Source organism: Pedobacter chinensis (assembly GCF_003339865.1).
In the GTDB taxonomy this organism is placed as follows: Bacteria; Bacteroidota; Bacteroidia; order Sphingobacteriales; family Sphingobacteriaceae; genus Pedobacter; species Pedobacter chinensis.
Genome location: NZ_QPKV01000003.1, coordinates 458,465 through 482,553, shown reverse-complemented (window position 1 = coordinate 482,553; position 24,089 = coordinate 458,465). Strand labels below are relative to the sequence as shown.

General features: G+C 37.2%; 25 protein-coding genes. 4 read left to right on the top strand and 21 right to left on the bottom strand.

The features are described from left to right. Window positions 1–63: 63 nt before the first annotated feature. The 18 genes from nuoH to DU508_RS07280 all read right to left on the bottom strand — a co-directional run bounded on the left by nuoH (window position 64) and on the right by DU508_RS07280 (window position 17,122). Complete coding sequence (nuoH, locus tag DU508_RS07370) at window positions 64–1,101, bottom strand: NADH-quinone oxidoreductase subunit NuoH (RefSeq protein ID WP_115402191.1); 1,038 nt, start codon at window positions 1,099–1,101, stop codon at window positions 64–66. After that, window positions 1,101–2,111 (bottom strand): 2Fe-2S iron-sulfur cluster-binding protein, encoded by a 1,011-nt coding sequence (locus tag DU508_RS07365; protein ID WP_115402190.1) that lies wholly within the window; start codon window positions 2,109–2,111, stop codon window positions 1,101–1,103. The genes nuoH and DU508_RS07365 overlap by 1 nt, the downstream gene beginning before the upstream one ends. 67 nt (window positions 2,112–2,178) lie before the next feature. Next, window positions 2,179–2,721: an ORF6N domain-containing protein gene (locus tag DU508_RS07360; RefSeq protein WP_115402189.1), complete on the bottom strand. Its 543-nt coding sequence runs from the start codon at window positions 2,719–2,721 to the stop codon at window positions 2,179–2,181. A 164-nt stretch (window positions 2,722–2,885) separates the two neighbouring features. Beyond that, a complete protein-coding gene (gene nuoF, locus DU508_RS07355) occupies window positions 2,886–4,253 on the bottom strand; it encodes an NADH-quinone oxidoreductase subunit NuoF (protein WP_115402188.1) in 1,368 nt (455 codons plus the stop codon). 76 nt (window positions 4,254–4,329) lie between these two features. After that, complete coding sequence (locus tag DU508_RS07350; RefSeq protein ID WP_115402187.1) at window positions 4,330–4,845, bottom strand: NADH-quinone oxidoreductase subunit NuoE family protein; 516 nt, start codon at window positions 4,843–4,845, stop codon at window positions 4,330–4,332. Beyond that, window positions 4,838–6,052, bottom strand: coding sequence for an NADH-quinone oxidoreductase subunit D (locus DU508_RS07345; RefSeq protein ID WP_115402186.1), 1,215 nt, complete (start codon window positions 6,050–6,052; stop codon window positions 4,838–4,840). The genes DU508_RS07350 and DU508_RS07345 overlap by 8 nt, the downstream gene beginning before the upstream one ends. Before the next feature lie 3 nt (window positions 6,053–6,055). Then, window positions 6,056–6,556, bottom strand: a complete 501-nt coding sequence (locus DU508_RS07340) for an NADH-quinone oxidoreductase subunit C (RefSeq protein ID WP_115402185.1) — start codon at window positions 6,554–6,556, stop codon at window positions 6,056–6,058. Beyond that, the gene (locus tag DU508_RS07335; protein ID WP_039472971.1) at window positions 6,556–7,098 is read right to left on the bottom strand and encodes an NADH-quinone oxidoreductase subunit B; all 543 of its coding nucleotides are present in this window, start codon (window positions 7,096–7,098) and stop codon (window positions 6,556–6,558) included. The genes DU508_RS07340 and DU508_RS07335 overlap by 1 nt, the downstream gene beginning before the upstream one ends. Window positions 7,099–7,318: 220 nt before the next feature. Continuing rightward, entirely contained in the window at window positions 7,319–7,690 is a 372-nt protein-coding gene (locus DU508_RS07330) for an NADH-quinone oxidoreductase subunit A (RefSeq protein WP_115402184.1), read from the bottom strand. Window positions 7,691–7,772: 82 nt separating this feature from the next. Then, the gene (locus DU508_RS07325) at window positions 7,773–9,482 is read right to left on the bottom strand and encodes a tetratricopeptide repeat protein (RefSeq protein WP_115402183.1); all 1,710 of its coding nucleotides are present in this window, start codon (window positions 9,480–9,482) and stop codon (window positions 7,773–7,775) included. Between the two features lie 139 nt (window positions 9,483–9,621). Then, entirely contained in the window at window positions 9,622–10,521 is a 900-nt protein-coding gene (locus DU508_RS07320) for a PstS family phosphate ABC transporter substrate-binding protein (RefSeq protein WP_115402182.1), read from the bottom strand. Between the two features lie 242 nt (window positions 10,522–10,763). Beyond that, the gene (locus tag DU508_RS07310; RefSeq protein ID WP_115402180.1) at window positions 10,764–11,585 is read right to left on the bottom strand and encodes an energy transducer TonB; all 822 of its coding nucleotides are present in this window, start codon (window positions 11,583–11,585) and stop codon (window positions 10,764–10,766) included. An 18-nt stretch (window positions 11,586–11,603) separates the two neighbouring features. After that, entirely contained in the window at window positions 11,604–12,110 is a 507-nt protein-coding gene (locus tag DU508_RS07305) for an ExbD/TolR family protein (protein WP_115402179.1), read from the bottom strand. Window positions 12,111–12,113: 3 nt separating this feature from the next. Beyond that, complete coding sequence (locus tag DU508_RS07300; RefSeq protein ID WP_115402178.1) at window positions 12,114–12,728, bottom strand: biopolymer transporter ExbD; 615 nt, start codon at window positions 12,726–12,728, stop codon at window positions 12,114–12,116. A 77-nt stretch (window positions 12,729–12,805) separates the two neighbouring features. Next, window positions 12,806–13,636: a MotA/TolQ/ExbB proton channel family protein gene (locus DU508_RS07295; RefSeq protein ID WP_115402177.1), complete on the bottom strand. Its 831-nt coding sequence runs from the start codon at window positions 13,634–13,636 to the stop codon at window positions 12,806–12,808. 298 nt (window positions 13,637–13,934) lie between these two features. Continuing rightward, window positions 13,935–15,530 carry a phosphoenolpyruvate carboxykinase (ATP) gene (pckA, locus tag DU508_RS07290; RefSeq protein WP_115402176.1) on the bottom strand — a complete coding sequence of 532 codons (1,596 nt, stop codon included), beginning with the start codon at window positions 15,528–15,530 and terminating at the stop codon, window positions 13,935–13,937. A 224-nt stretch (window positions 15,531–15,754) separates the two neighbouring features. After that, complete coding sequence (locus tag DU508_RS07285; RefSeq protein ID WP_115402175.1) at window positions 15,755–16,105, bottom strand: translation initiation factor; 351 nt, start codon at window positions 16,103–16,105, stop codon at window positions 15,755–15,757. 135 nt (window positions 16,106–16,240) lie between these two features. Then, a complete protein-coding gene (locus DU508_RS07280; protein WP_199562667.1) occupies window positions 16,241–17,122 on the bottom strand; it encodes a diacylglycerol/lipid kinase family protein in 882 nt (293 codons plus the stop codon). A 224-nt stretch (window positions 17,123–17,346) separates the two neighbouring features. On the opposite strand from DU508_RS07280, the gene metK reads away from it, so the two are divergent. Continuing rightward, on the top strand, window positions 17,347–18,597 hold the full coding sequence (gene metK / locus DU508_RS07275; RefSeq protein WP_115402173.1) for a methionine adenosyltransferase: 1,251 nt from the start codon (window positions 17,347–17,349) through the stop codon (window positions 18,595–18,597). 258 nt (window positions 18,598–18,855) lie between these two features. Here metK and DU508_RS07270 read toward each other — a convergent pair whose 3' ends face one another. Together DU508_RS07270 and DU508_RS07265 are read right to left on the bottom strand one after the other, a co-directional pair. Further along, window positions 18,856–19,386, bottom strand: a complete 531-nt coding sequence (locus DU508_RS07270; RefSeq protein WP_115402172.1) for an ExbD/TolR family protein — start codon at window positions 19,384–19,386, stop codon at window positions 18,856–18,858. A 101-nt stretch (window positions 19,387–19,487) separates the two neighbouring features. After that, on the bottom strand, window positions 19,488–20,018 hold the full coding sequence (locus tag DU508_RS07265) for a superoxide dismutase family protein (RefSeq protein ID WP_115402171.1): 531 nt from the start codon (window positions 20,016–20,018) through the stop codon (window positions 19,488–19,490). A gap of 122 nt (window positions 20,019–20,140) precedes the next feature. Here DU508_RS07265 and DU508_RS07260 point away from each other — a divergent pair, with 122 nt between their 5' ends. Beyond that, window positions 20,141–20,488: a hypothetical protein gene (locus DU508_RS07260; protein ID WP_115402715.1), complete on the top strand. Its 348-nt coding sequence runs from the start codon at window positions 20,141–20,143 to the stop codon at window positions 20,486–20,488. A 49-nt stretch (window positions 20,489–20,537) separates the two neighbouring features. Here the strand turns inward: DU508_RS07260 and DU508_RS07255 are convergent, their stop codons facing one another. Beyond that, on the bottom strand, window positions 20,538–21,743 hold the full coding sequence (locus DU508_RS07255) for a redoxin domain-containing protein (protein ID WP_115402170.1): 1,206 nt from the start codon (window positions 21,741–21,743) through the stop codon (window positions 20,538–20,540). Between the two features lie 116 nt (window positions 21,744–21,859). Here DU508_RS07255 and DU508_RS07250 point away from each other — a divergent pair, with 116 nt between their 5' ends. Both DU508_RS07250 and DU508_RS07245 read left to right on the top strand, forming a co-directional pair. Then, the gene (locus DU508_RS07250) at window positions 21,860–23,371 is read left to right on the top strand and encodes a sensor histidine kinase (RefSeq protein ID WP_115402169.1); all 1,512 of its coding nucleotides are present in this window, start codon (window positions 21,860–21,862) and stop codon (window positions 23,369–23,371) included. Next, on the top strand, window positions 23,359–24,054 hold the full coding sequence (locus DU508_RS07245; protein WP_115402168.1) for a response regulator transcription factor: 696 nt from the start codon (window positions 23,359–23,361) through the stop codon (window positions 24,052–24,054). The genes DU508_RS07250 and DU508_RS07245 overlap by 13 nt, the downstream gene beginning before the upstream one ends. Window positions 24,055–24,089: the final 35 nt, after the last annotated feature.

Here is a 24,089-nt window from a genome sequence, read left to right as displayed (position 1 = left end):
AAACCTCAAAGGTTTTTAACTTTGTTTTTCCGCTTTGCCCTCCCCCTTTAGGGGGTCGGGAGGCTAAAAATTCTCAAGAATCGCAATCACAACTCCTGTTATTATAATATTGGCAATTGCCAAAGGTATTAAACCTTTCCAACCTAAATTCATCAATTGATCATAACGGAAACGGGGGATTGTCCAACGTACCCACATGAAGAAAAAGATAAAGAAAAATATTTTTGCAAATAATACAGCTGTTCCAAATAATGGTGCCCATGTTGGCCCTAATAATGTTGCCATATAATCCATGCCTGGATAATTATAGCCACCAAAATATAATGTTGCCATTACTGCTGATGATACGAACATATTAATGTATTCGGCAAACAGGTAAAACCCTAATTTCATTGATGAATACTCTGTATGGTAACCACCAATTAACTCGGTTTCACACTCTGGCAAATCAAAAGGCGCACGGTTGGTTTCGGCGAAAGAACATACCATGAAGATTAAAAATCCCAGCGGCTGATATAAAACATTCCATCTCCATCCATGCTGCTGATCTACAATTTCTTTTAAGCTTAATGTATTCGTCATTAAAAGCAAGGCGATGATGGATAAACCCATTGCAATTTCATAACTGATGTTTTGCGATGCTGCACGAATAGCACTTAATAAAGAATATTTATTGTTTGATGCCCAACCGCCAATCATTACGCCGTAAACGCCTAAAGAAACAACGCCAAAAATATACAAAACACCCACATTGATATCTGCAACCTGTAGCGGAACTATTTTGCCCCCTATTTCCATCGGACTACCCCATGGAATAACCGCCGTACCAATACAAGCACAAAGTAATGCTAAACCAGGACCAACAATGAATAACCATCTGTTTGATGTAGTAGGAATAATTTCCTCTTTCATAAACATTTTAATACCGTCTGCCAGAGGCTGTAAAATACCAAAAGGTCCTGCTCTGTCCGGACCTAAACGGTCTTGAAGATAGGCCGCAACCTTACGCTCTGCATAAGTAGAATACATGGCAATTACCAGGCTGATACCGAAAATTACCGCTACCAGAATAAATTTTTCTATGATAAAACCTGTATCCATTAGTATTTAACTGTTTTATGTAACTCAATTTCATTCGCTGCCTGTAATGCCGGATTAGGCTTAATTACAGGAAGTGGCTTTAATGTTTCGTAGTGGTTAGATGCAATAACCGAGGTATCATCAATGTGTGTTGGGTGCTCAATTGTCCAATCTGAAGTTGCTTTTTTATCAAAGCGGCAAGTATTGCAGATAAATTCTTCCACTTCACCAAATTGATCTTTACGGGCGGTAACACGTAATACATCCTCGCCCTTATACCAAAGCGTTACTTTACCGTTACACTTTTCATGATCGCAATTGCGATGTGCATCTACTGGTTTAGTAAACCAAACACGATTTTTAAAACGGAAAGTTTTATCCGTTAAGGCACCAACCGGACAAACATCTATTACGTTTCCTGAGAAATCATTATCAACTGCCTGTTGGATATAAGTAGAAATTTCTGAGTGATCGCCACGGTTTAAGATCCCATGAACACGTTTATTTGTGATTTGATCGGCAGTGAAAACGCAACGATAGCACAAAATACAACGGTTCATGTGCAACTGGATTTTGTCGCCAATATCTATACGTTCGAAAGTACGACGCTCAAATTCATATCGTGTTTTTTGCAAACCGTGCTCATAACCTAGATTCTGTAAATCACATTCTCCGGCCTGGTCACACACAGGGCAATCCAATGGGTGGTTAATCAATAAGATCTCCACTACACCTGCGCGTGCTTCTAAAACTTCCGGCGAAGTGATATTTAACACTTCCATGCCATCCATTACTGTTGTACGGCAAGATGCAACCAATTTTGGCATTGGCCGCGGGTCTTTTTCCGAACCTTTTGTTACCTTAACAATACAGGTACGGCATTTACCACCACTGCCTTCTAACTTAGAATAATAGCACATTGCCGGCGGAACGATATCACCTCCAATTTGCCTTGCAGCATTCAGGATAGTGGTTCCGTTATCAACCTCTACTGTTATTCCATCTATCGTAACCTTAACTTTTTCACTCATGGTTAATGATAATCTTTTATTTCTTTATCTCGCCCTGGTTCGTGTCTCTCTACGAACCAGTTCTATATTATTTTTTCTCTTTCGAGATTTTGTAACCAATTTGCTTTCTTGGTTGTGCTTTCTGTTCCAGTAATTCATCAAAATACCTGAATATAACTTCAATATTTTTATCTTGATTATCTACTTTCTTTTTTATTTTCTCTACTTCTAATCTTATTTCTGTATTGCTTAAAACCATTGTTCTAAGCTGTACAAATACATCAATAATCTTAATACTCACTTCTACTGCACGATTGCTTTTTAAAACGTTCGACAGTTGCAAAATACCATGTTCACTAAATGCAAACGGAAGGTACTTTGAATATTTCCCTTGTTCTAAGGTCACAAATTGTGACCTTAGAACTTCATTTTCTTCTTTTGTCAGTTCGAACATAAAGTGCTCTGGAAAACGCTCTATATTTCTTCTAACTTGTTGTTTAAGATGTTTAGTCTCAACACCAAAGAGTTCTGCCAAATCAGAATCTAACATCACCTTAACTCCTCTAAAAAGATATATTTTATTAACTATTACTTCATTGGGGATGATTGCTGGCGATATTTCTTCTTTCATTTACATATATTCGTTGTGTTAAATTAAACTTCTTAAGGCCGCAAATACGACCTTAAGATATTGGCATTACAAACTGCGATACCTTATCTCGCTTTGGTTTGTGCCTTCACAAACCAATCTATCATTTTATTTTCGTTTCGTGTCTCCACGAAACGAAGTGCAAATTATTTTTCTTCCGTTACCGGAGCCTTTTCAATCGGTACAGCATAATTTGCAATACCATAATTTTGTTGCTGACTTTTAACCGGCTCTTTAATATGCCATTCAAATTCATCCCTGAAATGACGAATCGCACTTGCAACCGGCCATGCAGCGGCGTCTCCCAGTGGACAAATGGTATTTCCTTCAATTTTACGTTGAATATCCCAAAGTAAATCCACATCATCCATAGTGCCGTGACCGTACTCTATTTTGTGCAATACTTTTTCCATCCATCCGGTACCTTCACGGCAAGGCGAACATTGCCCGCAACTTTCGTGATGATAAAAACGGGAGAAATTCCACGTATTGCGAACAATACACTGGTCTTCATCAAAAGCAATGAAACCACCTGAACCTAACATTGTTCCCGTTGCAAAGCCTCCTTCTGATAAAGATTCGTAACTCATTAAACGAGGTTCGCCATTTGCTAACTTTAAAGTTAAATTAGCTGGTAAAACCGGTACAGATGAACCACCTGCAACCGTTGCTTTTAAACGCTTTCCATTGGCAATGCCGCCACAATATTCATCAGAATAGATAAACTCCTCTACAGGTAAGCCCAGTTCGATTTCATAAACACCAGGCTTTACCAGGTTACCTGATGCTGATATTAATTTTGTACCAGTACTTCTGCCGATACCTATTTTTGCATATTCTTCGCCACCATCATTAATAATGGGCACCACAGCAGCAATCGATTCTACGTTGTTTACCACTGTTGGACAACCATACAAACCCGCAATCGCCGGAAATGGTGGTTTAATTCTTGGATTACCTCTTTTGCCTTCAAGCGATTCTAACAACGCGGTTTCTTCACCACAGATATAAGCACCGCCACCTGGCTGAACATATAATTCTAAATCGTAACCCGTTCCTAAAATATTTTTACCTAACCATCCGGCTGCTTTCGCCTCAGCAATTGCTTTTTCCAGAATCCTGATTTGAGGCATCATTTCTCCACGAACATAGATGTATGAAACCTTTGCGCCTAAAGCAAAGCTGGAAACAATCATTCCTTCAATTAAAGCATGAGGAATGTGAGTCATCAGATAACGGTCTTTGAAAGTTCCCGGCTCCGATTCATCAGCATTGCAAACCAGATAACGTGCAACACCTTCTGGTTTAGCCAAAAAGCTCCATTTCATCCCCGTTGGGAAACCCGCACCACCACGACCGCGTAAGCCTGATTTCTTAACTTCTTCAACAATCTCTTCAGGTGTTAAAGTTTTAAGGGCTTTTTCCACGGCACGATACCCACCTTTTTGGCGATAGACTTCAAGTGTATTGATGCCTGGTACGTTTATATGCTCAAGTAACAGTTTTCGAGACATTTTAATTAGTCTATAGTCCTTAGTCTATGGTTCTTAGTCTTGGGTCAAAACGGACTCCCGACTTAAGACTTCCGAGTTAGGACTTGTTCTTTAAATCTTCAATCAGTTTATCTACACTTTCGGTAGTTAAGTTTTCGTAGAAAGTATATTCCGGGCTAATTTGTAATACCGGACCAAAACCGCAGGCCGCTAAACATTCAACTCCTCTAAAGCTGAATAAGCCATCGGCTGTAACTTCGCCTTCTTTAACACCTAGTTTTTCCTCCAGGTGTTTTAATATTTTTTCTGCGCCTACCAAACAGCAAGGGCCTGTACGGCAAACCTCCAAAGCATATTTACCTTGTGGTTTTAAAAAGTACATGGTATAAAATGTTGCTACCTCATACACTTCAATGGGTTGAATATTTAAATATTCAGCAACCTTATCCATTGCCGGAGTGCTTACCCAAAGATATTCTGCCTGTACTAAATGTAATAATGGCAGCAAAGCTGATTTATGCTTTCCTTCTGGATAACGGCTTTTTATTTCATCAAATTTGGCAAGCAATTCTGATGAAAATTCTACAGGTGTTTGTTCTTCTACTTTAAGCATCTAATTCTCCTGCAATAATGTTCATACTACTCATGTTGATAATGGCATCGGATAATAACATACCTTCACTCATTGGTGCAAACATTTGGTAATTTACAAAACTTGGTCTGCGGAAGTGTAAACGATAAGGTGTACGGCCGCCATCATTAATCAGATAGAAACCTAATTCCCCATTTCCGCCTTCTACGGCGTGATAAACTTCTGCTTTTGGCGCATCAATTTCACCCATCACAATTTTAAAGTGATAAATTAATGCTTCCATATTATTATAAACCTCTTGTTTAGGAGGAAGATAAAACTCAGGCACATCAGCATGAAAAATGCCTTTTGGTTCTGTTTTTAACTTTACAAGAGCTTGTTCGATAATGCGGACACTTTGCCACATTTCTTCGTTACGAACCAGATACCGATCGTAAATATCGCCGCTGGTTCCAACCGGAACTTCAAAATCGAAATCCTGATAAGAAGAATACGGGTCGCTTACGCGAACGTCATAATCCACACCAGTTGCACGCAAAAGTGGACCAGTCCAGCTGTACTCCAAAGCTTTTTCCTGTGAAACCTCCGCAACGCCGGCTGTTCTGTCAATGAAAATACGGTTACGTGTTAAAAGATTTTCGAACTCTTTTAAGGCTTTTGGAAACTCTTTTAAAAATTTGTCGATTTTCGCAAAAGCGATATCATTGAAATCTCTTTCGAAACCGCCTATACGGCCAATATTGGTAGTTAAGCGGGCACCGCAAACCTCCTCGAAGATTTCGTAAATATGTTCACGGAACTGAAAAAGATATAAGAAAGTTGTTGTTGCACCAGTATCCTGGCCAATAATGGTATTGCAGATGATATGATCAGCTATACGGGAAAGCTCCATCACGATCACGCGAAGATAATCTACACGCTTTGGCATCTGGATATTCAACAACTTCTCCACCGTCATGTGCCATCCCATGTTGTTAATGGGCGATGAACAATAATTTAAACGGTCGGTAAGTGGTGTAATTTGATAAAACGGGCGATGCTCAGCTATTTTTTCAAAAGCACGATGAATGTAGCCAATTGTAGAAACTCCGCTTACAATACGCTCGCCATCTAATTGCAAAACGTTTTGAAAAACGCCATGGGTTGCAGGGTGCGTTGGCCCTAAGTTTAAGGTTACCAGCTCACTTTGCGGGTCGTTATCTGTAAATACCGGATGGTTGTGATTCATATATTACCTTCCAAAAAATTCGTCTTTTTTATCTACTCTGTTCGGGTCTTCCAAAGGGTATTGTTTCAACATCGGGAAAACACCTAAATCATCCATGTTTAAAATGCGGCGTAAATCGGGGTGTCCTTCAAATTTAACCCCGAACAAATCGTAAGTTTCACGTTCCATCCAATTTGCACCCTTCCAGATCGTTGTTGCTGTAGGGATGGTTGGATTTTGTTCTGAAATAAAAACCTTAATCCTGATTCTAACTTTTTCCACCATATTATGCAGATGATAAACCACTGCAATGCCATGGTCTTTGCCCGGATAGTGAACGGCAGTAATATCAGTAAGAAAGTTAAATTTTAATTCATTTTTAAGATGTGAAAGCACATTTACGATAACATCTTTATATGTTACGAAAGTTAATAGGCCATAAGGTTCGGAAATGGCTGTAACTTTTTCGCCAAACTTTTCAGTCAGCTTAACGTGGATGTCGTTATTTAGCGTCGTTTCTTCCATTATTTAATACCGTATTGACCTAAAAGTTCTTTATAATAATCAGAGTTTCTTCTTCTTCCTGATTCGTTTTTAACCAAATCCTGAATACGTTGGAAACCGTCTAAAATCGCTTCTGGTCTTGGCGGGCAACCCGGAACATACACGTCCACCGGAATAACCTCATCAATACCCTGCAAAACGGAATAAGTATCAAAAATGCCTCCGCTACTTGCGCAGGCACCAACCGCCATTACCCAACGTGGTTCGGCCATTTGGATATAAACCTGTTTTAACACCGGGGCCATTTTTTTAGCGATGGTACCCATTACCATTAAAACATCTGCCTGACGGGGAGAAAAACTCAAACGTTCTGCACCAAAACGACCTAAATCGTAGTGAGAACCCATGGTAGCCATAAATTCAATTCCACAACAAGATGTTGCGAAAGGTAATGGCCATAATGAATTGGAGCGAGCCAAACCGATCACTTTATCAAGAGAAGTGGCAAAATAGCCTGGTCCCTCAGTTCCCGGCGGCGCATCAACTATATTAATTTCACTCATGTTTATAAACAAAAAATGCTCATCCCTTTGCAGAATGAGCAACAAATTTACAATATTTTAAAGGCAATTAAACTAGCCAGTCTTGATTTAGAACCTTTCTAAATAATTAAAACAAACTTGAGTAAGTGTAGTTCATACACATTCAGTTTTCAGTTGGCAATTGGCAGTTTTCAGTTGTGAACCGCAAACGGATAACCAATAACTTTAACCGCAAACTGAATCAGTTCCAGTCTAATACTTTTTTCTTAATTACATAGATAAAGCCTAGTAATAAAGTGCCCATGAAAATGAACATTTCAATCATGCCATCCATTTTAAGTGCACGAAAGTTTACTGCCCATGGATACATGAAGATAACCTCAATATCAAACAAAACGAAAAGAATAGCTACCACAAAATATTTAATAGAGAAAGGCTGACGGGCATTACCTACCACTTTCACACCCGCCTCAAAAGTTTCAAGCTTATCACTTGTTTTACGTTTTGGACCTAAAAAGTGAGTGGCAACTAAGGTAGTTACTACGAAACCTAAGGCAACAATCACTTGAAATATAATTGGTAAAAAATCTATTGAGGTACTTTGCGCTTGCATAATCTTTATTTTCTGATGCAAAAGTAAAAGAAAAAGGCAGAGTAACCAAACTCTGCCTTTTCTAAATTATTTAATTAAATTGTTATTTACCTTTTCCTTTGGCTGCTGGAGCTTGAAGTTCCTTTAATTTTGCTGAAGCAAACGGACCTGCAGGATCTAGTGCAATACTTTTATTTAAAAAGTCAATTGCTTTTGCTTTATCCTTATCAGCATAATAAGCGCCTAAGTAATCATAAGATTCTACTAAGTTAGTTTTATTGCTAGCTTGTTCTTCTGGTTTTACTAAGCTAATATATTTTTCAAAAAACGGTATTGAAGCATATTTAGGATTGGTTTTATCATCCAATAAATTTGCAATTCTCGCTCTCGTGAAATAACCTAAAGCAAAATCAGGAGAAACCTGATTTAAGTGGCTTAAAGCAGAATCTGCTTCAATTAAACCAGCTGTATTAATAGGTTTTTTATCTCTTTGCAAGAAATAAGACTCATAGAACCTGGTTTGACCTAAATAGTAATAGTTTGTTAATGAACCTTTACCATTAGGATTATATTTAATAGCCAAGTTATAAATCTCCGCAGATTTAGCATATTTTTTTGCTTTCATCAAAGCCAAACCAGCTTCAGCTAATGCATCAGCATTGTTAGAATCAATTTTAGCAGCCTCAATAATATTTAAAACAGCTAAACTATCCTGACCAGCTTTTAACTGAGATTTACCTAAATACAAGTAATCGTTACCCAAAATTTTAGATTTATCTTTTTCTTTTGCAAAGAAATCAGTCAAATAAGATAAAGCTTGTGGGTAGTTTTTGTTTTCGTAAGCTGACCATCCTTTTAATCTTGCCACAACAATGCCTTTAGGATCGTTAGCTGGAACCTGCATACTTGAAGCAACTTGTTCTAAAGTTTGGAAATCTTTAGCATAGAACAAGAATTGAGCATAACGTAATTGAGATTCTAAAGATTTGTCAGTCAAATCCATATATTTTTTATAATTCTCAATACCTTGTTTAGCTTTCTCCTGATCGGTACCAAAGCTACTCCATTGCAAATAAAGCTCGCCTAATTCACGGTAAGCAGGACCATAATTCGGATCAGCAGCAATTACATCCTGTAATTCTTTTTCACCTTCCGGAAATGCTCTGGATTCTTTATACATTTTACCGATTTGCGTTTTGGCTCTACGGTTATTAGGGTCGATATCATTAACACGCATATACGGACCTAATGCCTCAGAATTTTTTTTCTGCAAAGCATATGCATCACCTTGTGCTAAGAAAACTTCTGCGTCCTTGTCTTTTGAATCCAGCTCATCAGCTTTGTTAATATTTGCCAAAGCATTTGTAAAATCTGGTTTCGAAACGTCATCGCTTGGTTTATCCTGTGCTAAATAAGCTTTACCAATATTCAGATATGTTTTATAATCTTTTGGTGCTAAAGCTACCGCCTTATCAAAATTAGTTTTAGCTGAAGTAGGGTTATCAGATAACATATCAGCTTCTCCTAAACCAATCAGGTTTAAATTATTTTTAGCATCAGCTGTTACACCTCTGGTAAATACAGCACGGGCTGAATCAATATAACCAGTTTTTAAATAAACCAAACCAAGATTATAATAATTTTCGCCATTTGAAGCTTGTGAGCTTACCAATGATTTAAGCATTGATGATGCTTTCTGATACTGTTCAGCGTCAATGGCTTTTTTCGCGTCGTTTAAATTTTGAGCAAAAACTGCAGAACCCATCAACACCAAACCTACATTTAAGGTTATTGCTTTCTTTAAAATTTTCATAGTTCTTTATTGTTTTTTTAATGGTAATGAAGTTTGTGTGAATCGTGTTTACTTTTAATCATTCACCCAGGCTTCATTGGATATTCTGTTCTTTAATAATGGGGCTTTCGCCCATGGTTCAATTTATAATTTTAATTTACTATTCTTTCGTTAAATTTATTTCTCTAGGCATTAATTTATGTGGCCCAAGTCCGGATTTAAGTACAATTAACTGTCCTCGCTGGCTCCTTAACCATGTTGCAAATCCTGTGCCTAAACCATCTCTGCCTTCGCAATCTATTATATTTACGTTTCTTAAAAAAGGATAGATTCCGTTAATAAGATTATCTTGTGTTGGTTTATAAAACTGGTCATCACCTTTTCTGCCTTTTAAGTTTTTAACCCCAAGTGTTTTCACTTTTGACAGGTATTCAGCTAGTTTTGTATTTCGGTCAAAAATCCAATTCACGCCTAAAATACCAATAAAATTTTTATCATTTGCAATAAGTTTAATAACTTCTGTGCTGGAATTTTTTGAATAAACACCTTGAGCCGGAAACTGGCTAATATTTGCCAGTTGCTTAAAATATTGGAAGGTACTTGAATAAGCGTTATCAAAGACCAATTTCTTACCTGAACTTTTCCCCTGTAATATATCAACAACTTCTTTAACGGTGATTGTGCTGTCAATATTGTCTTTATTTGTAATTAATGCGATTCCATCTACTGCAAACCGGGTAGAATTAATTCTTATGCCACGCTGGTTATAATATTTCTCTTCTTCTTTGGTGAGCAACCTGGGCATTACAATAACACGAACGCTATCGTTTAAAAAAGCGGGAATAATCTTTTCTTCGGGCTTAATGGTGGTTTCGAATTTTGCAGCAGGATAATCCAGGCTAAAAATGTCAATTTGTTCCTGAACAATCGGGCTTACACTTTCATCGATCAGGATTTTCAATGTACCACTTGTTCTGGTTTCCTTAACATTTGCGGGCTTATCTTTTCTTTTACAAGATACGAACGCAAGTATAAAAAATATATAAAGAAAGTTTTTCATGGCTGGATTTAGTCTCGCCTCCCTAGACTTAACAATCTTACAAAAGCATAAAAAATTAAAAAAATCCCGATTGCTATACGGCCCCAGGTTGGGATGAAGTTAAATCGCAACGCAAGTGGTGCCCAAAAGATAAATGCAAGCCCCATTATCAGGTATAAAAGAAACGTGGCAAGTCCTAAAATGAGCAAAAACCGCTGTTTAGGCGATTTTTGCTTAAAAATATCAAAATTTAACATTTACGATTAGTTCAATGTAAAGTTAACATTGATGTTGTATTTTACCCTTACCGGCTTACCATTTTGGATACCTGGGTTCCAACGTGGACTGGCTTTCAATACACGGACAGCTTCTTCATCAGTACCGCTACCCAAACCGCGGGTAACCTGGATATCTGTTAATTTACCATCTTTTTCAACAACGAAAGATAAAAACACTTTACCCTGTACGTTATTTTCCTGTGCCATTGGCGGGTATTTGATTGCTTTACCTAAATACTGATAAAACTTAGCGATACCACCTGGATATTCTGGTTGTTTCTCGATACTAACAAAGTCATAAACTTTATTATCATCAACTGCAACGGCAGCTTCTCTTTTCGGGCCTTCGCCTACTGGCTCAGCAATAACGATATCTGCAGTTGGATCACCTTTAATATCACGTTGACCTGGATCTGCCTCTTTCAACTTTTCTACGGTTGGTGGCTCTTCATCGCGTACCAGATTATCCGGTTTTACAATTGGAGGTGGCATTTTTACCTGATCCACTTTTGGTGGGGGTGGCTCTACCGGAGGTGGAGGTGGGGTTTCTGGATTTACGGGTGGCGGAGGTGCAATAATTACTTCTTGTGCCTTTTCTACCTGCTCCTGATCATCTATAGAACCTTTAATAAGACCATAGATTTTTGGGGCAAAGAAAAGCGCTAAAAATACTATTGAACCAATAATTAATGCCCGGGTGGTATTGGCACCATTGCTTTTACGCAATTGGTAGGCTCCATAGCTTTTGTTCTTATCAGCAAAAACTACTTCAATCCACTCCTTTCTTAATATATCTAATTTTGACATGACTATTGATTTTACAAATTATAAAATACCTTGAGCTCTCATGGCTTCTTTTTCATTATCAAGGATATTGTCATCATCAATCTGACGAACTTTTACCTTTAATATTTCCAACTCATCCATTATATCAACAAAGTTTTTGAAGTTTGATGCGCTGGTTGGCTTAACCAACACCACGAATTCACCCTTCACTCCAGATGCATCTGCAACTTTTCTGTTTTCGATGATCGACTTTTCAACTTGAGATAAATTTTCAAAAGTTGGAGCTGTTGCACCAGCTTCTCCCATATACCAGGCTACTTTATCGTTTTTACCCAATAAAATAGTCATGGTTTTAGAAGCTTTCAGTTCCAACCTGTTATCCTTATTGTTATCGTCTTTATCTGGCTTAACAATATCCATTGCTTGTGGTGTAGATATTGAAGTAGTTAAAATAAAGAATGTTACCAATAGGAACATCAAATCAACCATCGGCGTCATATCGACTCTTGGCGTGGCTTTCTTCCCACCTGTGTTTAATTCTGCCATTTCTTATTTTTTTCTAGCTTCAGCGTTAGTTACCAACAAAAACTTGTTCACTTTCTGCTTTTGCAATACATCTATGATTTTTTTAATTGTAGGGTATTCTTCTTTAGAATCTCCTTTTATACTCACACGCATTGGTTGCTGATTAACTTCAGCGGTTGCGGTACGAGCTTGCAAAACCCAAGAATTTAACTGATTGTCTGTAGAATCTGCAGGAATACCGGTTTGAACACCAGGTTTCATACGATCTGCACCAGACATCGCTAAAAACTTTTTGAGATCTGAAATTGGAACACCAAAAGTTGAAACAACTGAGAATTTTTTGATTTCCTCAGGCGTAAAACTGATGTTATACTGCTGTCCAATTAACTCTAAGGTTCTAGCCCTAACTTTTTGTCCTGCTACTTCAAAGAAAACCTTACCCTGACCAATGGTTAATATTGCATTGTTCTCTGCAGGCACCTTAAATTCATACGTAGATGAAGGTGTTGATACCGCTAATGGTTCTGGTTGTCTTGCCGTAGCAGTTAATATGAAGAACGTAAGCAACAGTGCAGCTACGTCGCACATGGCGGTCATATCTGTTACTGTACTGGTTCTTTTAACTTTAATTCTAGGCATAATATTAGTTACTTTTTAATAATGATGATCTTTTTCCCGGTTTTCCATAAAGCCGGTAAAAATTTTTTCAAAATTTATTATTTATGCGAACTAGCGTAAGTTTGAACGATGCTAAATCCAGCTTCATCAATTGCATAAGTTAACTTATCAATTTTAGAAGTAAGGATGTTGTACATAATAATTGCTAAAGTAGAAACCGCGATACCTGTCATCGTGTTGATCAGGGCCTCAGAGATACCTACCGCTAATGCAGCCTGATCTGGAGCACCAGAGTTCGCCAAACCAGCGAATGCACGAATCATACCTGTTACTGTACCCAATAAACCGATCAAAGTACCGATTGATACCAAAGTAGCAATGATTGTTAAGTTCTGCTCTAACATTGGCATTTCTAAAGCTGTTGCTTCTTCAACTTCTTTTTGAATGGCAACGATTGATTGCTCTACATCAAGATTAGTATCAGCCTCAACTTCGCTGTATTTTTTTAAACCTGATTTGATTACGTTAGCAACTGATCCTTGTTGTTTATCGCACTCTGCTTTAGCAGCTTCGATGTTGCCAGCATTTAATAAACCTTTTACTTTAATGATAAACGTATCTAAGCTAGCTTTACCACTTGCTTTACCAATTACGATTAAACGCTCAATAGAGAAAACAATTGTTGTTAATAGCAATCCGATTAAAACCGCTACAATTGGACCTCCTTTGTAAGCTGTACCAGGATAGTTGTTTGGCAATGGTAAATTCTCATTATTGTTGTCGATAAAGTTTGAAGGATCTCCTAATACATATCTCCAAATGATAAAGCCAATTACAATACAAATAGGAATTACCAATGTTGCGAAAACATTAGATGCACTTGAAGAGCTCTCTTTTTTAACAGTTGTTGGTTTTGGTGCGTTTGCCATTTTTTTTTAATTTTTAGTTTTAGTTCTTGTTTTTAATTTTTAGCTGTTTTTTCTTTTGTATTACACACAACGAATGTTATCTGATTTTGTTGCGAAAAACAAATTTATAAATTGATTTTAAATTACAAATTAATAAATCAATAAACAATTAAATCGTTACTTAACGTTTAGTTTATAATAACCACAAAGGGTGTATAACAAAAAAATTGCCTCAGCCGGAGGCAATTCTTGCACAATAAAAACTAAAAAAAAATCTAATTGCAAATTTTTCGCTCAAAAAATGCATTTTAAACTGCATTTAACACAATTTTAACTCTTCTTGCTGTGCTTTTGACACTTTTGGTTGCTCAAATTGCTTAAAATTTTGTGTAAAGGCATCGGCCAGCTCATAGGCTTTTATAAAATACTCTTCCTGGTTATCCCATGTTTTAGATGGATCTAAAATTTCATCCGGTACGTTAGGGCAATGTAAAGGAATCATTAATTTAAATACATGGTGTTTTTTGTAATGCTGATGATCCAGACCTCCGTTCAGGGCAGCAGAAATCATTGCCCTTGTATAACTTAATTTCATTCTTTTGCCTACACCGTAAGGACCACCGCTCCAACCTGTATTAACTAACCATACATTTACTTTATGCGCTTTCATCTTTTCTCCTAAAAGCTCAGCATATATTGAAGGGTGCAGTGGAAGGAATGCTTTTCCGAAGCAGGCTGAAAAGGTTAACTGTGGTTCAGTAACGCCTGTCTCCGTTCCAGCCACCTTGGCCGTATAACCACTCATAAAATGAAACATGGCCTGTTCTACATTTAACTTTGAAATAGGAGGCAATACTCCAAAAGCATCAGCAGTTAAAAAGAAAATATTTTTTGGAACAGATGCAATGGATGGTAAAACGGCATTATCAATATATTCTATCGGGTAAGCAACCCTGGTATTTTCCGTTTTTTCGATGTTTGAATAATCCACATCCTTAGTATTATTATGGAAGTTTATATTTTCAAGTAACGATCCGAATTTAATTGCATTATAGATCTGAGGTTCTTTCTCCGGAGTTAAATCGACACATTTAGCATAACAACCACCTTCAAAGTTAAAAACTGAATTCTTTCCCCAACCATGTTCATCGTCTCCTATTAATCCTCTTTCCGGATCGGCAGATAAGGTCGTTTTCCCGGTTCCTGATAATCCAAAGAATATGGCAGTATCACCATCTTTACCAACGTTGGCTGAACAATGCATGGAAAGTGTATTCCTGTAAACCGGAAGAATGAAATTTAAAACAGAGAATATACCCTTTTTAATTTCTCCCGTGTAACCGGTTCCACCAATTAAGATCATTTTTTTGGTAAAGTTGATGATGGAAAAGTTTTCCTGTCGCGTTCCATCAACCAGAGGATTTGCCAGAAAACCTGGCGCTGCAATAATTGTCCATTCCGGAGTGTTATCTAGTTTGTCCGCCTCCGGACGAATAAACAGGTTATTGGCAAAAAGATTTTGATAAGCTGTTTCTGTAATTACCCTGATGGAAATGGCATAATCCGGATCTGCACAAGCAACGGCATCACGAACATAAATTTTTTTATCGTGAAGATAGCTTGTTATTTTATTAAACAACTGATCGAAATGCGCAGAACTAATTTTAATATTTACATCACCCCACCAAACCATGTTCTCGGTTACTTCGTCATTTACGATGAACCTATCCTTTGGGGAACGTCCTGTAAATTTACCCGTATCCACGGCTAAAGCGCCTGAAGATGCCAATGTGCCTTCTTTATTCAGTAACGCTTCATCAATTAATTCCGTTGGAGATAATTGGTACTTTACGGCAATGTTTTCTCCCAGATTTAAATAGCCTAAATCTGGTGCCTGCAGTTTCTTTTTGCTCATAACAATAAGTTAGTTAGTGAGACAAAGGTAATGAGTTCTCTATGAGAAAAACTAGTGTTTTAACGTAAATATTTACATATTGTAGCAAATACACTATTACCTAACACACTTATTTACAGATTATTATGACAGTTTTTTACGGCGTCAAAAAAATTAAAAAAATACACTAAGACACCTGTAAAAAGCATAAACAATAAGCACAATGGCTTTGATTGCGAAATGTATTAACCTCCGGCCTTCTTTACTTTGTAACCATCCTTTTGAAGAATGGCCATTATTTTATCCCGCACATCGCCCTGAATCATGATTTCCCCATCTTTAACCGATCCACCAACACCACATTTTGTTTTAAGCATTTTCCCTAATACCTCCAAATCTTCTGTTTTGCCTCTAAAGCCAGTTACTAATGTGACAGCTTTTCCACCTCTGTTTTTCTTATCAAGCATGACACGTAAATCTTGCTGGTTATTTGATGGGGTTACTGTATCATCAACTTCTTCCTGAAATTCGAACGCTGGATTAGTGGAGTACATAATACCTCCGAGATCGCTTAGGCTATTTTTTTTCGGTTTCATCTGTTTTATCTTTTGTTTTAGTGATCAGATGGAGCTTATCCTGATCAAATTATCATTCCGGTATGTGATTAAAGATTGTTGATCATGAAAGGTTCATAAAGCAAATGTATAATAGAAAATGGAAATTGAAAAAGCTTATGGTATGATTACCTTTAATGATAACGGGTTAATGCTTATTTCAATTTCAGCATCCATTTGCAGCGGTTCACCATCAACATGAACAGGTCCTGGATTTTTACGGGTAATTTTGATGTTTTTGCCCCTGATAATTTCTATCATATCTGAAGTTTCTGCTGTACCTTTCAGCATGATGTAGCTTAAAACCGGTAATTTCCAAATCGGGAAAGGTTTTATAATGCAAACATCGAGTAAACCATCCTGTACAGATGCATTGGGCGATATATAAACATCGTTTCCATATTGAGACGAATTGGCAATACTTATTGCAAAGGCTTTTCTCTTATAATCCTTTCCATCAATATTGATCAGATACTCCTCTGCTTTATAACTGAAAACCTCCTGCAAACCAAGTTTTATATAACCCGTTAATCCTCGTTTTTTATCACCTGAAAATACAGAACTTAAATGAGCATCAAAACCCATTCCTGCCAGATTAAAAAAGCATTTGTTGTTAAATACCGCGGTATCAATTTTATCAATCTTAAAAGCGTTGATTGCAAGAATTGCCTGCCTCAAGTTTTTAGGAATAGTAAGAAACCTGGCCAATCCATTTCCTGAACCGAGTGGCAAAACACCCAATATTATATTATGCTTTAAAACTTTGGTTGCCACTTCGTTAATAGTACCGTCACCGCCCGCAGCAACAATCACATCAAAATTTTTGATCGCAGCCTCATCAGCCAATTCGCTGGCATGGCCAATATATTCAGTAAAAACAAAATTAGCGCTGAACCTGTCCTTATCTAAATATTTATCGATAAAATCTGGTATACGTAGCTTCCCCCTCCCTCCTGAGATGGGGTTGATAATGAAAAGGATATTGGTCTTTGTGTGCAAAGCGTAAAGAATGAGAGCACAAAATAATCTATAATTTTTGATATAAAGAAAATATGCTAATTTTGTCGCGTTAAAAGTGGACTGATTTGCTATGTTCTGTCATGCAGAACCGGATTGCAACCACTTAAAAAAAAGTGCTAATACCTCCTTCAATCATGTACAACCTGTTTCCAGGGGTCGTTGGCGCTTAACAAACTGTTTATTTATTATTAAATTTTTAATAGATGTCGTATTTATTTACATCAGAATCTGTTTCTGAGGGCCACCCGGATAAAATCGCCGATCAAATCTCGGATGCTTTAATTGATAACTTTTTAGCATTCGATTCTGAATCCAAAGTAGCTTGTGAAACTTTGGTAACTACCGGCCAGGTTATTTTGGCCGGAGAGGTTAAGTCAAAAACTTATTTAGATGTTCAGCAAATCGCTCGTGATGTGATCAAAAAAATTGGTTATACCAAAAGCGAGTATATGTTTGAGGCCAACTCTTGCGGTATTTTATCTGCAATACATGAACAGTCGCAGGATATTAACCAGGGGGTTGACAGAAGCAACAAAGAAGAGCAAGGTGCCGGCGACCAAGGCATGATGTTTGGTTACGCCACCAATGAAACGGAAGATTACATGCCACTGGCTTTAAACCTTTCTCATAAATTATTGCAGGAACTTGCTGTGTTAAGGCGTGAGAACAACGAAATAACATATTTACGCCCTGATGCCAAAAGCCAGGTAACCTTAGAGTACAATGATAACAATAAACCAGTACGTATTGATGCGATTGTGATTTCCACACAACATGATGATTTTGATGAGGAAGCAGCCATGCTGGCTAAAATCAAAACAGATTTGATCAACATTCTGATTCCAAGAATCATCAAAAGCAATCCGCAATACGCACACTTGTTCAATGATAAAATTGAATACCACATCAATCCAACAGGCAAGTTCGTTATCGGTGGTCCGCATGGCGACACAGGTTTAACCGGTAGAAAAATCATTGTGGATACTTACGGTGGTAAAGGCGCTCATGGTGGTGGTGCATTTTCTGGAAAAGATCCGAGCAAAGTGGATAGGAGTGCTGCTTATGCCACCCGCCACATCGCTAAAAACTTAGTGGCCGCTGGCATTGCTGATGAGATTTTAGTTCAGGTTTCTTACGCCATCGGCGTGGCAAAACCAATGGGCATTTATATCAACACCTACGGAACAGGAAAAGTGGACAAAACTGATGGCGAAATCGCTAAGATAGTTGAATCCATTTTTGATATGCGCCCTTACTTCATAGAACAACGTTTGAAGTTGAGGAACCCGATTTATAGTGAAACTGCTGCTTATGGCCACATGGGCAGAACTCCTGAAACCGTGAGCAAAACCTTCAAAACACCTTATGGTGAAGAAAAAACGGTAACAGTTGAATTGTTTACCTGGGAGAAGCTGGATTACGTGGATCAGGTTAAAACTGCTTTCGGAATTTAATTTTCATAAATATTTGAAGAGGCCGCTCAAAAAACTTGCCGGCCATCATTCCTAAATGATTGGGGATCTTAAAGCGATACTATACTGCCATAAGATCCCCATTTTCAGTTATTATGTGAACACATCCGGAATGGGCAGAAAACAAAAAATAATTGTCATTCTGAACGCAGTGAAGACCGCGAAGCAGCTACGAAGTAAATCCCCGATCTGCAGGCATTACGCTTGGTTTACTGCTGACTTTCTTATTCAAACGATACTCTACAATCCTTTCGCTTTCATAAAATCGGTTTCTTTAGCTGATATATTTTTATCATCAATACTATACGATTTAATATCTGCAATTTTCATTTCATCAACCAGATCTACAAAATTTTGAAATTTAGCCGTTTTTGTAGGTTTAATGATCACAATCATATACTTTACGGGGTTATTGTGATGAGCTTTGGCAACCAATAATTTGTTTGAGTTGATTTCATCCTGAATATTTTTAACCGGAGTAACTTTCATATCTGCATTTTCTGCCGTTCCGATATAACTCACAGTCTCGTCGTTTTTACCGAGTAAAACTGTCATTGTTCTGGAAGCAGGATAATCCATTTCACACTGATCACATTGATCTGGCTTGGCAATATCTGCAGCATTTAATGTGCCCAGTGAAGTGGTCAGCATGAAAAAAGTGGTGAGTAAAAACATAAGATCGACCATTGCAGTGAGATCCACTCTAGGAGCTGTTTTTCTGGTTCTTCCTTTTACGGCCTTGCCGCTTTGAGATTCGTTTAGAGTTGCCATAAGTTTTAAGTTTTTTTTATCATGATGACAACGGATATCAGATTACATAAAAAAAGCGATTAAAATAATTTTAATCGCTTTTTTTAATTGTGATATGATTACTATTTAACTGCTTCAATTACACCACAACCCACCCTTGGCCCGGAATTCCCAGTTGGTTGCGTTTTGTAATCATCTGTTCCTCCATGAACAATGATTCCTCTTCCAATGATATTAGTCACTTCGCCATCTTTAACACTCCAACGATCTGTGGTAACTGAGATTTTCCCTTTACCGTTTGGATCTAACACAATATTCCCGATATCACCACTGTGATATGCCGGAGAACCCCACTGACCATGAGCCTCATTGGTAGGATTCCAGTGGCCATGTGTGTTTTCGCCCATATTACCACAATCTCCATGTTCATGAAAATGGACCGCCACCGTGCTATCAGCTCTCGAAGCAAAATCAATTTCTATATCCATTTTAATCTTACCGTTATTTAATTCGTAAAATTTTGCCGTGCCAATGGTTTTGGAATTATCGGCAGTTTCTGTCAATGTTGCCTGAGCAATTTCTTTATCTGTTTTAGAACAGGCACTTACAAGTGCAACGCCAGCAATGGCCAGGCTTAGAAGATATTTTTTCATGTCATTTAAAATTTAGTTTAGTATGAAACAGATTGACAATCATTTGGTTTGATTTAAAATAGATGATACTAAAAACCATTTGCACTACCACTTGTTTAATGAGTACTAAAAATCATATAACTATGGAACAGCCAATTGCAATGAACACTTTGAGTCAAATTTTAGAGAAATTGAGGCTGAAAGGAAGAGATAACGAATTAAAAATGACCGACCACGGTAAGATGCAAAGCAAATCACTGGGTAAAATTTATAAACCAGAGGATTTGACAATTGTAAAAACTTATCGTTTTGAAGGAGACTCCGACCCCGCAGATAATTCCGTTCTATACCTGGTTGAGGATCAGGATAAAAATATTGGATATATATTAGATGCTTATGGTATTTATTCTGATAATATTGGTTCTGGATTTGATGATTTCCTTAAAAAAATCCCAACGGAAAATAGAGATGAACAGGAGTTGTTTTGCTAAATTGACCTTAAAATCATTATGAAAAGGCACGAATAAATCCGTGCCTTTTCTATTTGTAAAAAACCAAAACCTTCATTTTTTTTTCTTTTTTAAACAATTCTAATCCAATATCTGTCAGTGATTTCACAATACCTTCTTTAGTTCTAACCTCCACATTTGTTTTAATGTCATACTTTTGGGTCAAACCCGTTTCATCAACAACGGGCAATCCCAGTTCATTACTTAAATAGTCGTTGGCAAAGTTAGCCAATGTTGCTCCCACACCGTCATAGCCTCTTCCACTAAAACCATAGCTCAGGTTTTCTTTGGCAGACTCCTTTTGGTTAAAATTTTTATTCACTAAAGCATAAACTGGCATTTCCCTATATTCTATCCTGGCCTTTACTGGCATAAACTGTTGCAATCGTTGCTGTAAAATGTTGTACAAACTATCTTTTTCTTCGGCTTTGACCAGCAAATCCAAACAATACAAACTTTGTTTATTATCAAAATCCGATACTTCTTTTTCCGGAACTTCGTAAGCTATCTGTTTTTGTGCAACAATACCATAAACAGCCCGGTACATGGATTCGGCAGAGCTATTTACAAAAGTGATCCTTCTGTTTTTATATGCCCCGTTTAAAATATATCTTTTGCTCATACTTTGCTGTCCAACCATATAACCTCTCAGTGTAAAACTACTATTCAAGGTAGAATCTACCCCAAAAATATCATCATTATTATTTATGGCTTTCTCTTTAAGCGCTGCGCTGGATTTAACGATCTCGCCTTTTATCAATCTGGTAATCAACTTCTGGTTAATCGAATCAGTTCTAACCAAGGCCACTACTTTTCCTTTCGAATTAATGATAGCACTTTGGCCAACATAAGCCAACGCAAATAATTGGTAAAAAAAGCCAGATGTATCACTGGATAACCAAATTTTGGATGGTTTATTCTTTAGGTAATTTGCCAGCCTTGATGGTGTATCATCAGAAATACCAATTACCTGAATTTTTGCTTCATTTTGCTTTTGTAATCGGGCTAAAGAATCCATTTCCGGGATACAAGGACTGCACCATGTGCCCCAGAAATTTAAAATGTAGATTTTATCAATCGCGGGCTTTGATAACTGTATGGACACAACGGGAGCATTGATTAAATTTCTAACCGGTATATCAGGAAACTGATCGCCGGTTTTAATTTGAAGTCCCTGAGCTGCTGCACCAATGGTAAATGCAGAGAATAAAAGATTAAAAAGTATTGCTTTCATCATTTTTGTTTATCCAAAATTGAATAAAAGCCTTTCTGAAATGAGTTATCGACCATGTTATTTTATGTTATATTATGTTAACGGATCTTTAGATTTACAGATTTAACATACATTTGAGAATGCGTAAAAGTGCCAATCTTCTGGTCGTAATTTGTTTTTCGGTTATGGCGTTGCTGCTGTTACTGCAGGTTTATTGGATTATCAACTATTATAACAGTGCCTTAAAAGATTTTGAAAAAGAAGTAAATCTGGCTTTTGAAGATGGCATAAAGAAAGAGCTTAGTTTACGTTGTGATACAATTCAGCACATTATAGAAAATAAACTTTTAGATACCACAGCCTTTACCATAAGCGCAAGATTTGACAAAAAAGACCAGAAATATGTTTATACTGTTAGTGCGAATGGGAATGCAAAGGATAAATTTTCTTCCTCGTTTTCATTGGCCGATTATAGTAAGGCTCTTCCAAAAGACAAACGGGATACAAGCGTGCGGAAACAAGTTGCCAGCCGGCTCGCCTTATTAATGCGGGAAGAAGATTTAGAGCAACATATAATTTATTACCGAACGCAGAAACTTGGTCTTTTTATGGATGAGCAAACTAAAAAATATCAATTCGATACCGCCAGGCTTCGCCCCGCATTTAATATTTATTTAAAAGAAAGAAAAATTAAAGTACCCTATAGTTTTATAGTAAAGAAGGAAGATAGTACCAACAACAAGGGAATTGCTGCATCAGCACGAACTAAAACCTATCCTATCGTTACCAAGGCATTTTCCACTTATCGTTATACAGATAACCAACGTTATGTAAGGGCAATGTTTAAAAGTCCAACCTCCTATATTCTCTCCAGGATGGGCTTGATGCTATTCTCATCTTTAGCAATGATTGTCATTGTTTCTGGCTGTATGTTTGTGATATTGAAAAGCCTTTTCCGCGAAAAGAGATTATCTGCCATTAAAAATGATTTCATCAGCAATATTACCCATGAGTTTAAAACGCCCATTTCTACAGTGTCTATTGCCATAGAAGCTTTAAGCAGCGATGAAGTTAACCAGAATGAAGATAAACGAAAAAGGTATTTAACGCACGCAAAAAATGAAATTGAAAGACTAAATCTTCTGGTTGATCAAGTATTGAAGATGGCAATTTATCATGAGGGAAAATCAACATTAACCAAAGAAAAAATTGCAATTGATTCCATGATCAAGCAACTCATCAATATCCATAAAATAGCTAGTGGAAAGGATATTTCAGTGGAGTATTTAAATAAGAGTGGAACAGATTGTCTTCTGGCTGACGAAACCCAGTTTCAACACGCGATTAATAATATTCTGGATAATGCCATCAAATACTCCAGAGATCAACCTGAGATTAAGATTAACATTCTTAGAAACCATAATGATTTAATCATTAGCATTGAGGATAATGGAATCGGAATTTCAGAAAAAGAAATTCCTGCGGTTTTTGACAAATTCTATCGCGTAAGTACCGGAAATCGCCACCTGGTTAAAGGTTATGGCCTGGGCTTAAATTATGTAAAGCAGATTATGCAGCAGCATAATGGCTGGTATAAAATAGAAAGTAAATTAGCACAAGGAACAACAGTGATTTTAGGATGGCCAATTTAAATAAGATTCTTTTTGCAGAAGATGAGCCTGCGCTTGCCGAAATTGTTAAAGAAACGCTGATATTAAAGGGTTTTGATGTTACCCAATCTTCAACAGCCAGCGAAACCATCAGTCAATACCATAAAATTAAGCCCGACCTATTAATTTTAGATGTAATGTTGCCTGATGGAGATGGATTTTCAATTGCAAAACAACTGAGACAAATCGATACACAAACACCAATCCTATTCCTGACTTCAAAATCACTTCCTGCTGATGTGGTTATGGGTTTTGAAAGCGGAGGCAATGACTACCTTAAAAAACCTTTTAGCATTGAAGAACTGACGGTTAGAATTAGGGCCCTGCTTAGCCAAAATAGGCTGATCATCAACCCACAAATTGAAAAAAGACAACCGATAGCCATCGGAGACTATCATTTCCATTACCCCGAGGGTATTTTAACCTTAGCCGGAAATCAAAGAATTTTAACCAATAGAGAGGCCGAGATTTTACAAATGCTTTTGCTAAACAAAAATAATATGCTCGACAGGAATGTAATTTTAAACACCTTGTGGAGCAATAATGATTATTTTTCAGGAAGAAGCCTGGATGTGTTCATTACCAAATTAAGAAAATATTTGAAAGATGACCCATCTGTTTTTATTATCAATATAAGGGGGCAGGGTTATAAATTGATTTATTAATCTTTCAATTTAGAATTATGTAATTTTGCCGCTCA

What these genes read in the sequence shown, in the direction of transcription:
- DU508_RS07270 (WP_115402172.1), bottom strand. Translation starts at nt 19,386, where the DNA reads ATGGCAACTCTAAACGAATCTCAAAGCGGCAAGGCCGTAAAAGGAAGA.
- DU508_RS07260 (WP_115402715.1), top strand. Translation starts at nt 20,141, where the DNA reads ATGGAACAGCCAATTGCAATGAACACTTTGAGTCAAATTTTAGAGAAA.
- DU508_RS07360 (WP_115402189.1), bottom strand. Translation starts at nt 2,721, where the DNA reads ATGAAAGAAGAAATATCGCCAGCAATCATCCCCAATGAAGTAATAGTT.
- DU508_RS07340 (WP_115402185.1), bottom strand. Translation starts at nt 6,556, where the DNA reads ATGGAAGAAACGACGCTAAATAACGACATCCACGTTAAGCTGACTGAA.
- DU508_RS07300 (WP_115402178.1), bottom strand. Translation starts at nt 12,728, where the DNA reads ATGCCTAGAATTAAAGTTAAAAGAACCAGTACAGTAACAGATATGACC.
- DU508_RS07365 (WP_115402190.1), bottom strand. Translation starts at nt 2,111, where the DNA reads ATGAGTGAAAAAGTTAAGGTTACGATAGATGGAATAACAGTAGAGGTT.
- DU508_RS07250 (WP_115402169.1), top strand. Translation starts at nt 21,860, where the DNA reads ATGCGTAAAAGTGCCAATCTTCTGGTCGTAATTTGTTTTTCGGTTATG.
- DU508_RS07295 (WP_115402177.1), bottom strand. Translation starts at nt 13,636, where the DNA reads ATGGCAAACGCACCAAAACCAACAACTGTTAAAAAAGAGAGCTCTTCA.
- DU508_RS07310 (WP_115402180.1), bottom strand. Translation starts at nt 11,585, where the DNA reads ATGTCAAAATTAGATATATTAAGAAAGGAGTGGATTGAAGTAGTTTTT.
- DU508_RS07335 (WP_039472971.1), bottom strand. Translation starts at nt 7,098, where the DNA reads ATGAGTGAAATTAATATAGTTGATGCGCCGCCGGGAACTGAGGGACCA.
- DU508_RS07255 (WP_115402170.1), bottom strand. Translation starts at nt 21,743, where the DNA reads ATGATGAAAGCAATACTTTTTAATCTTTTATTCTCTGCATTTACCATT.
- pckA (WP_115402176.1), bottom strand. Translation starts at nt 15,530, where the DNA reads ATGAGCAAAAAGAAACTGCAGGCACCAGATTTAGGCTATTTAAATCTG.
- DU508_RS07350 (WP_115402187.1), bottom strand. Translation starts at nt 4,845, where the DNA reads ATGCTTAAAGTAGAAGAACAAACACCTGTAGAATTTTCATCAGAATTG.
- DU508_RS07320 (WP_115402182.1), bottom strand. Translation starts at nt 10,521, where the DNA reads ATGAAAAACTTTCTTTATATATTTTTTATACTTGCGTTCGTATCTTGT.
- nuoF (WP_115402188.1), bottom strand. Translation starts at nt 4,253, where the DNA reads ATGTCTCGAAAACTGTTACTTGAGCATATAAACGTACCAGGCATCAAT.
- DU508_RS07265 (WP_115402171.1), bottom strand. Translation starts at nt 20,018, where the DNA reads ATGAAAAAATATCTTCTAAGCCTGGCCATTGCTGGCGTTGCACTTGTA.
- nuoH (WP_115402191.1), bottom strand. Translation starts at nt 1,101, where the DNA reads ATGGATACAGGTTTTATCATAGAAAAATTTATTCTGGTAGCGGTAATT.
- metK (WP_115402173.1), top strand. Translation starts at nt 17,347, where the DNA reads ATGTCGTATTTATTTACATCAGAATCTGTTTCTGAGGGCCACCCGGAT.
- DU508_RS07285 (WP_115402175.1), bottom strand. Translation starts at nt 16,105, where the DNA reads ATGAAACCGAAAAAAAATAGCCTAAGCGATCTCGGAGGTATTATGTAC.
- DU508_RS07345 (WP_115402186.1), bottom strand. Translation starts at nt 6,052, where the DNA reads ATGAATCACAACCATCCGGTATTTACAGATAACGACCCGCAAAGTGAG.
- DU508_RS07325 (WP_115402183.1), bottom strand. Translation starts at nt 9,482, where the DNA reads ATGAAAATTTTAAAGAAAGCAATAACCTTAAATGTAGGTTTGGTGTTG.
- DU508_RS07245 (WP_115402168.1), top strand. Translation starts at nt 23,359, where the DNA reads ATGGCCAATTTAAATAAGATTCTTTTTGCAGAAGATGAGCCTGCGCTT.
- DU508_RS07305 (WP_115402179.1), bottom strand. Translation starts at nt 12,110, where the DNA reads ATGGCAGAATTAAACACAGGTGGGAAGAAAGCCACGCCAAGAGTCGAT.
- DU508_RS07330 (WP_115402184.1), bottom strand. Translation starts at nt 7,690, where the DNA reads ATGCAAGCGCAAAGTACCTCAATAGATTTTTTACCAATTATATTTCAA.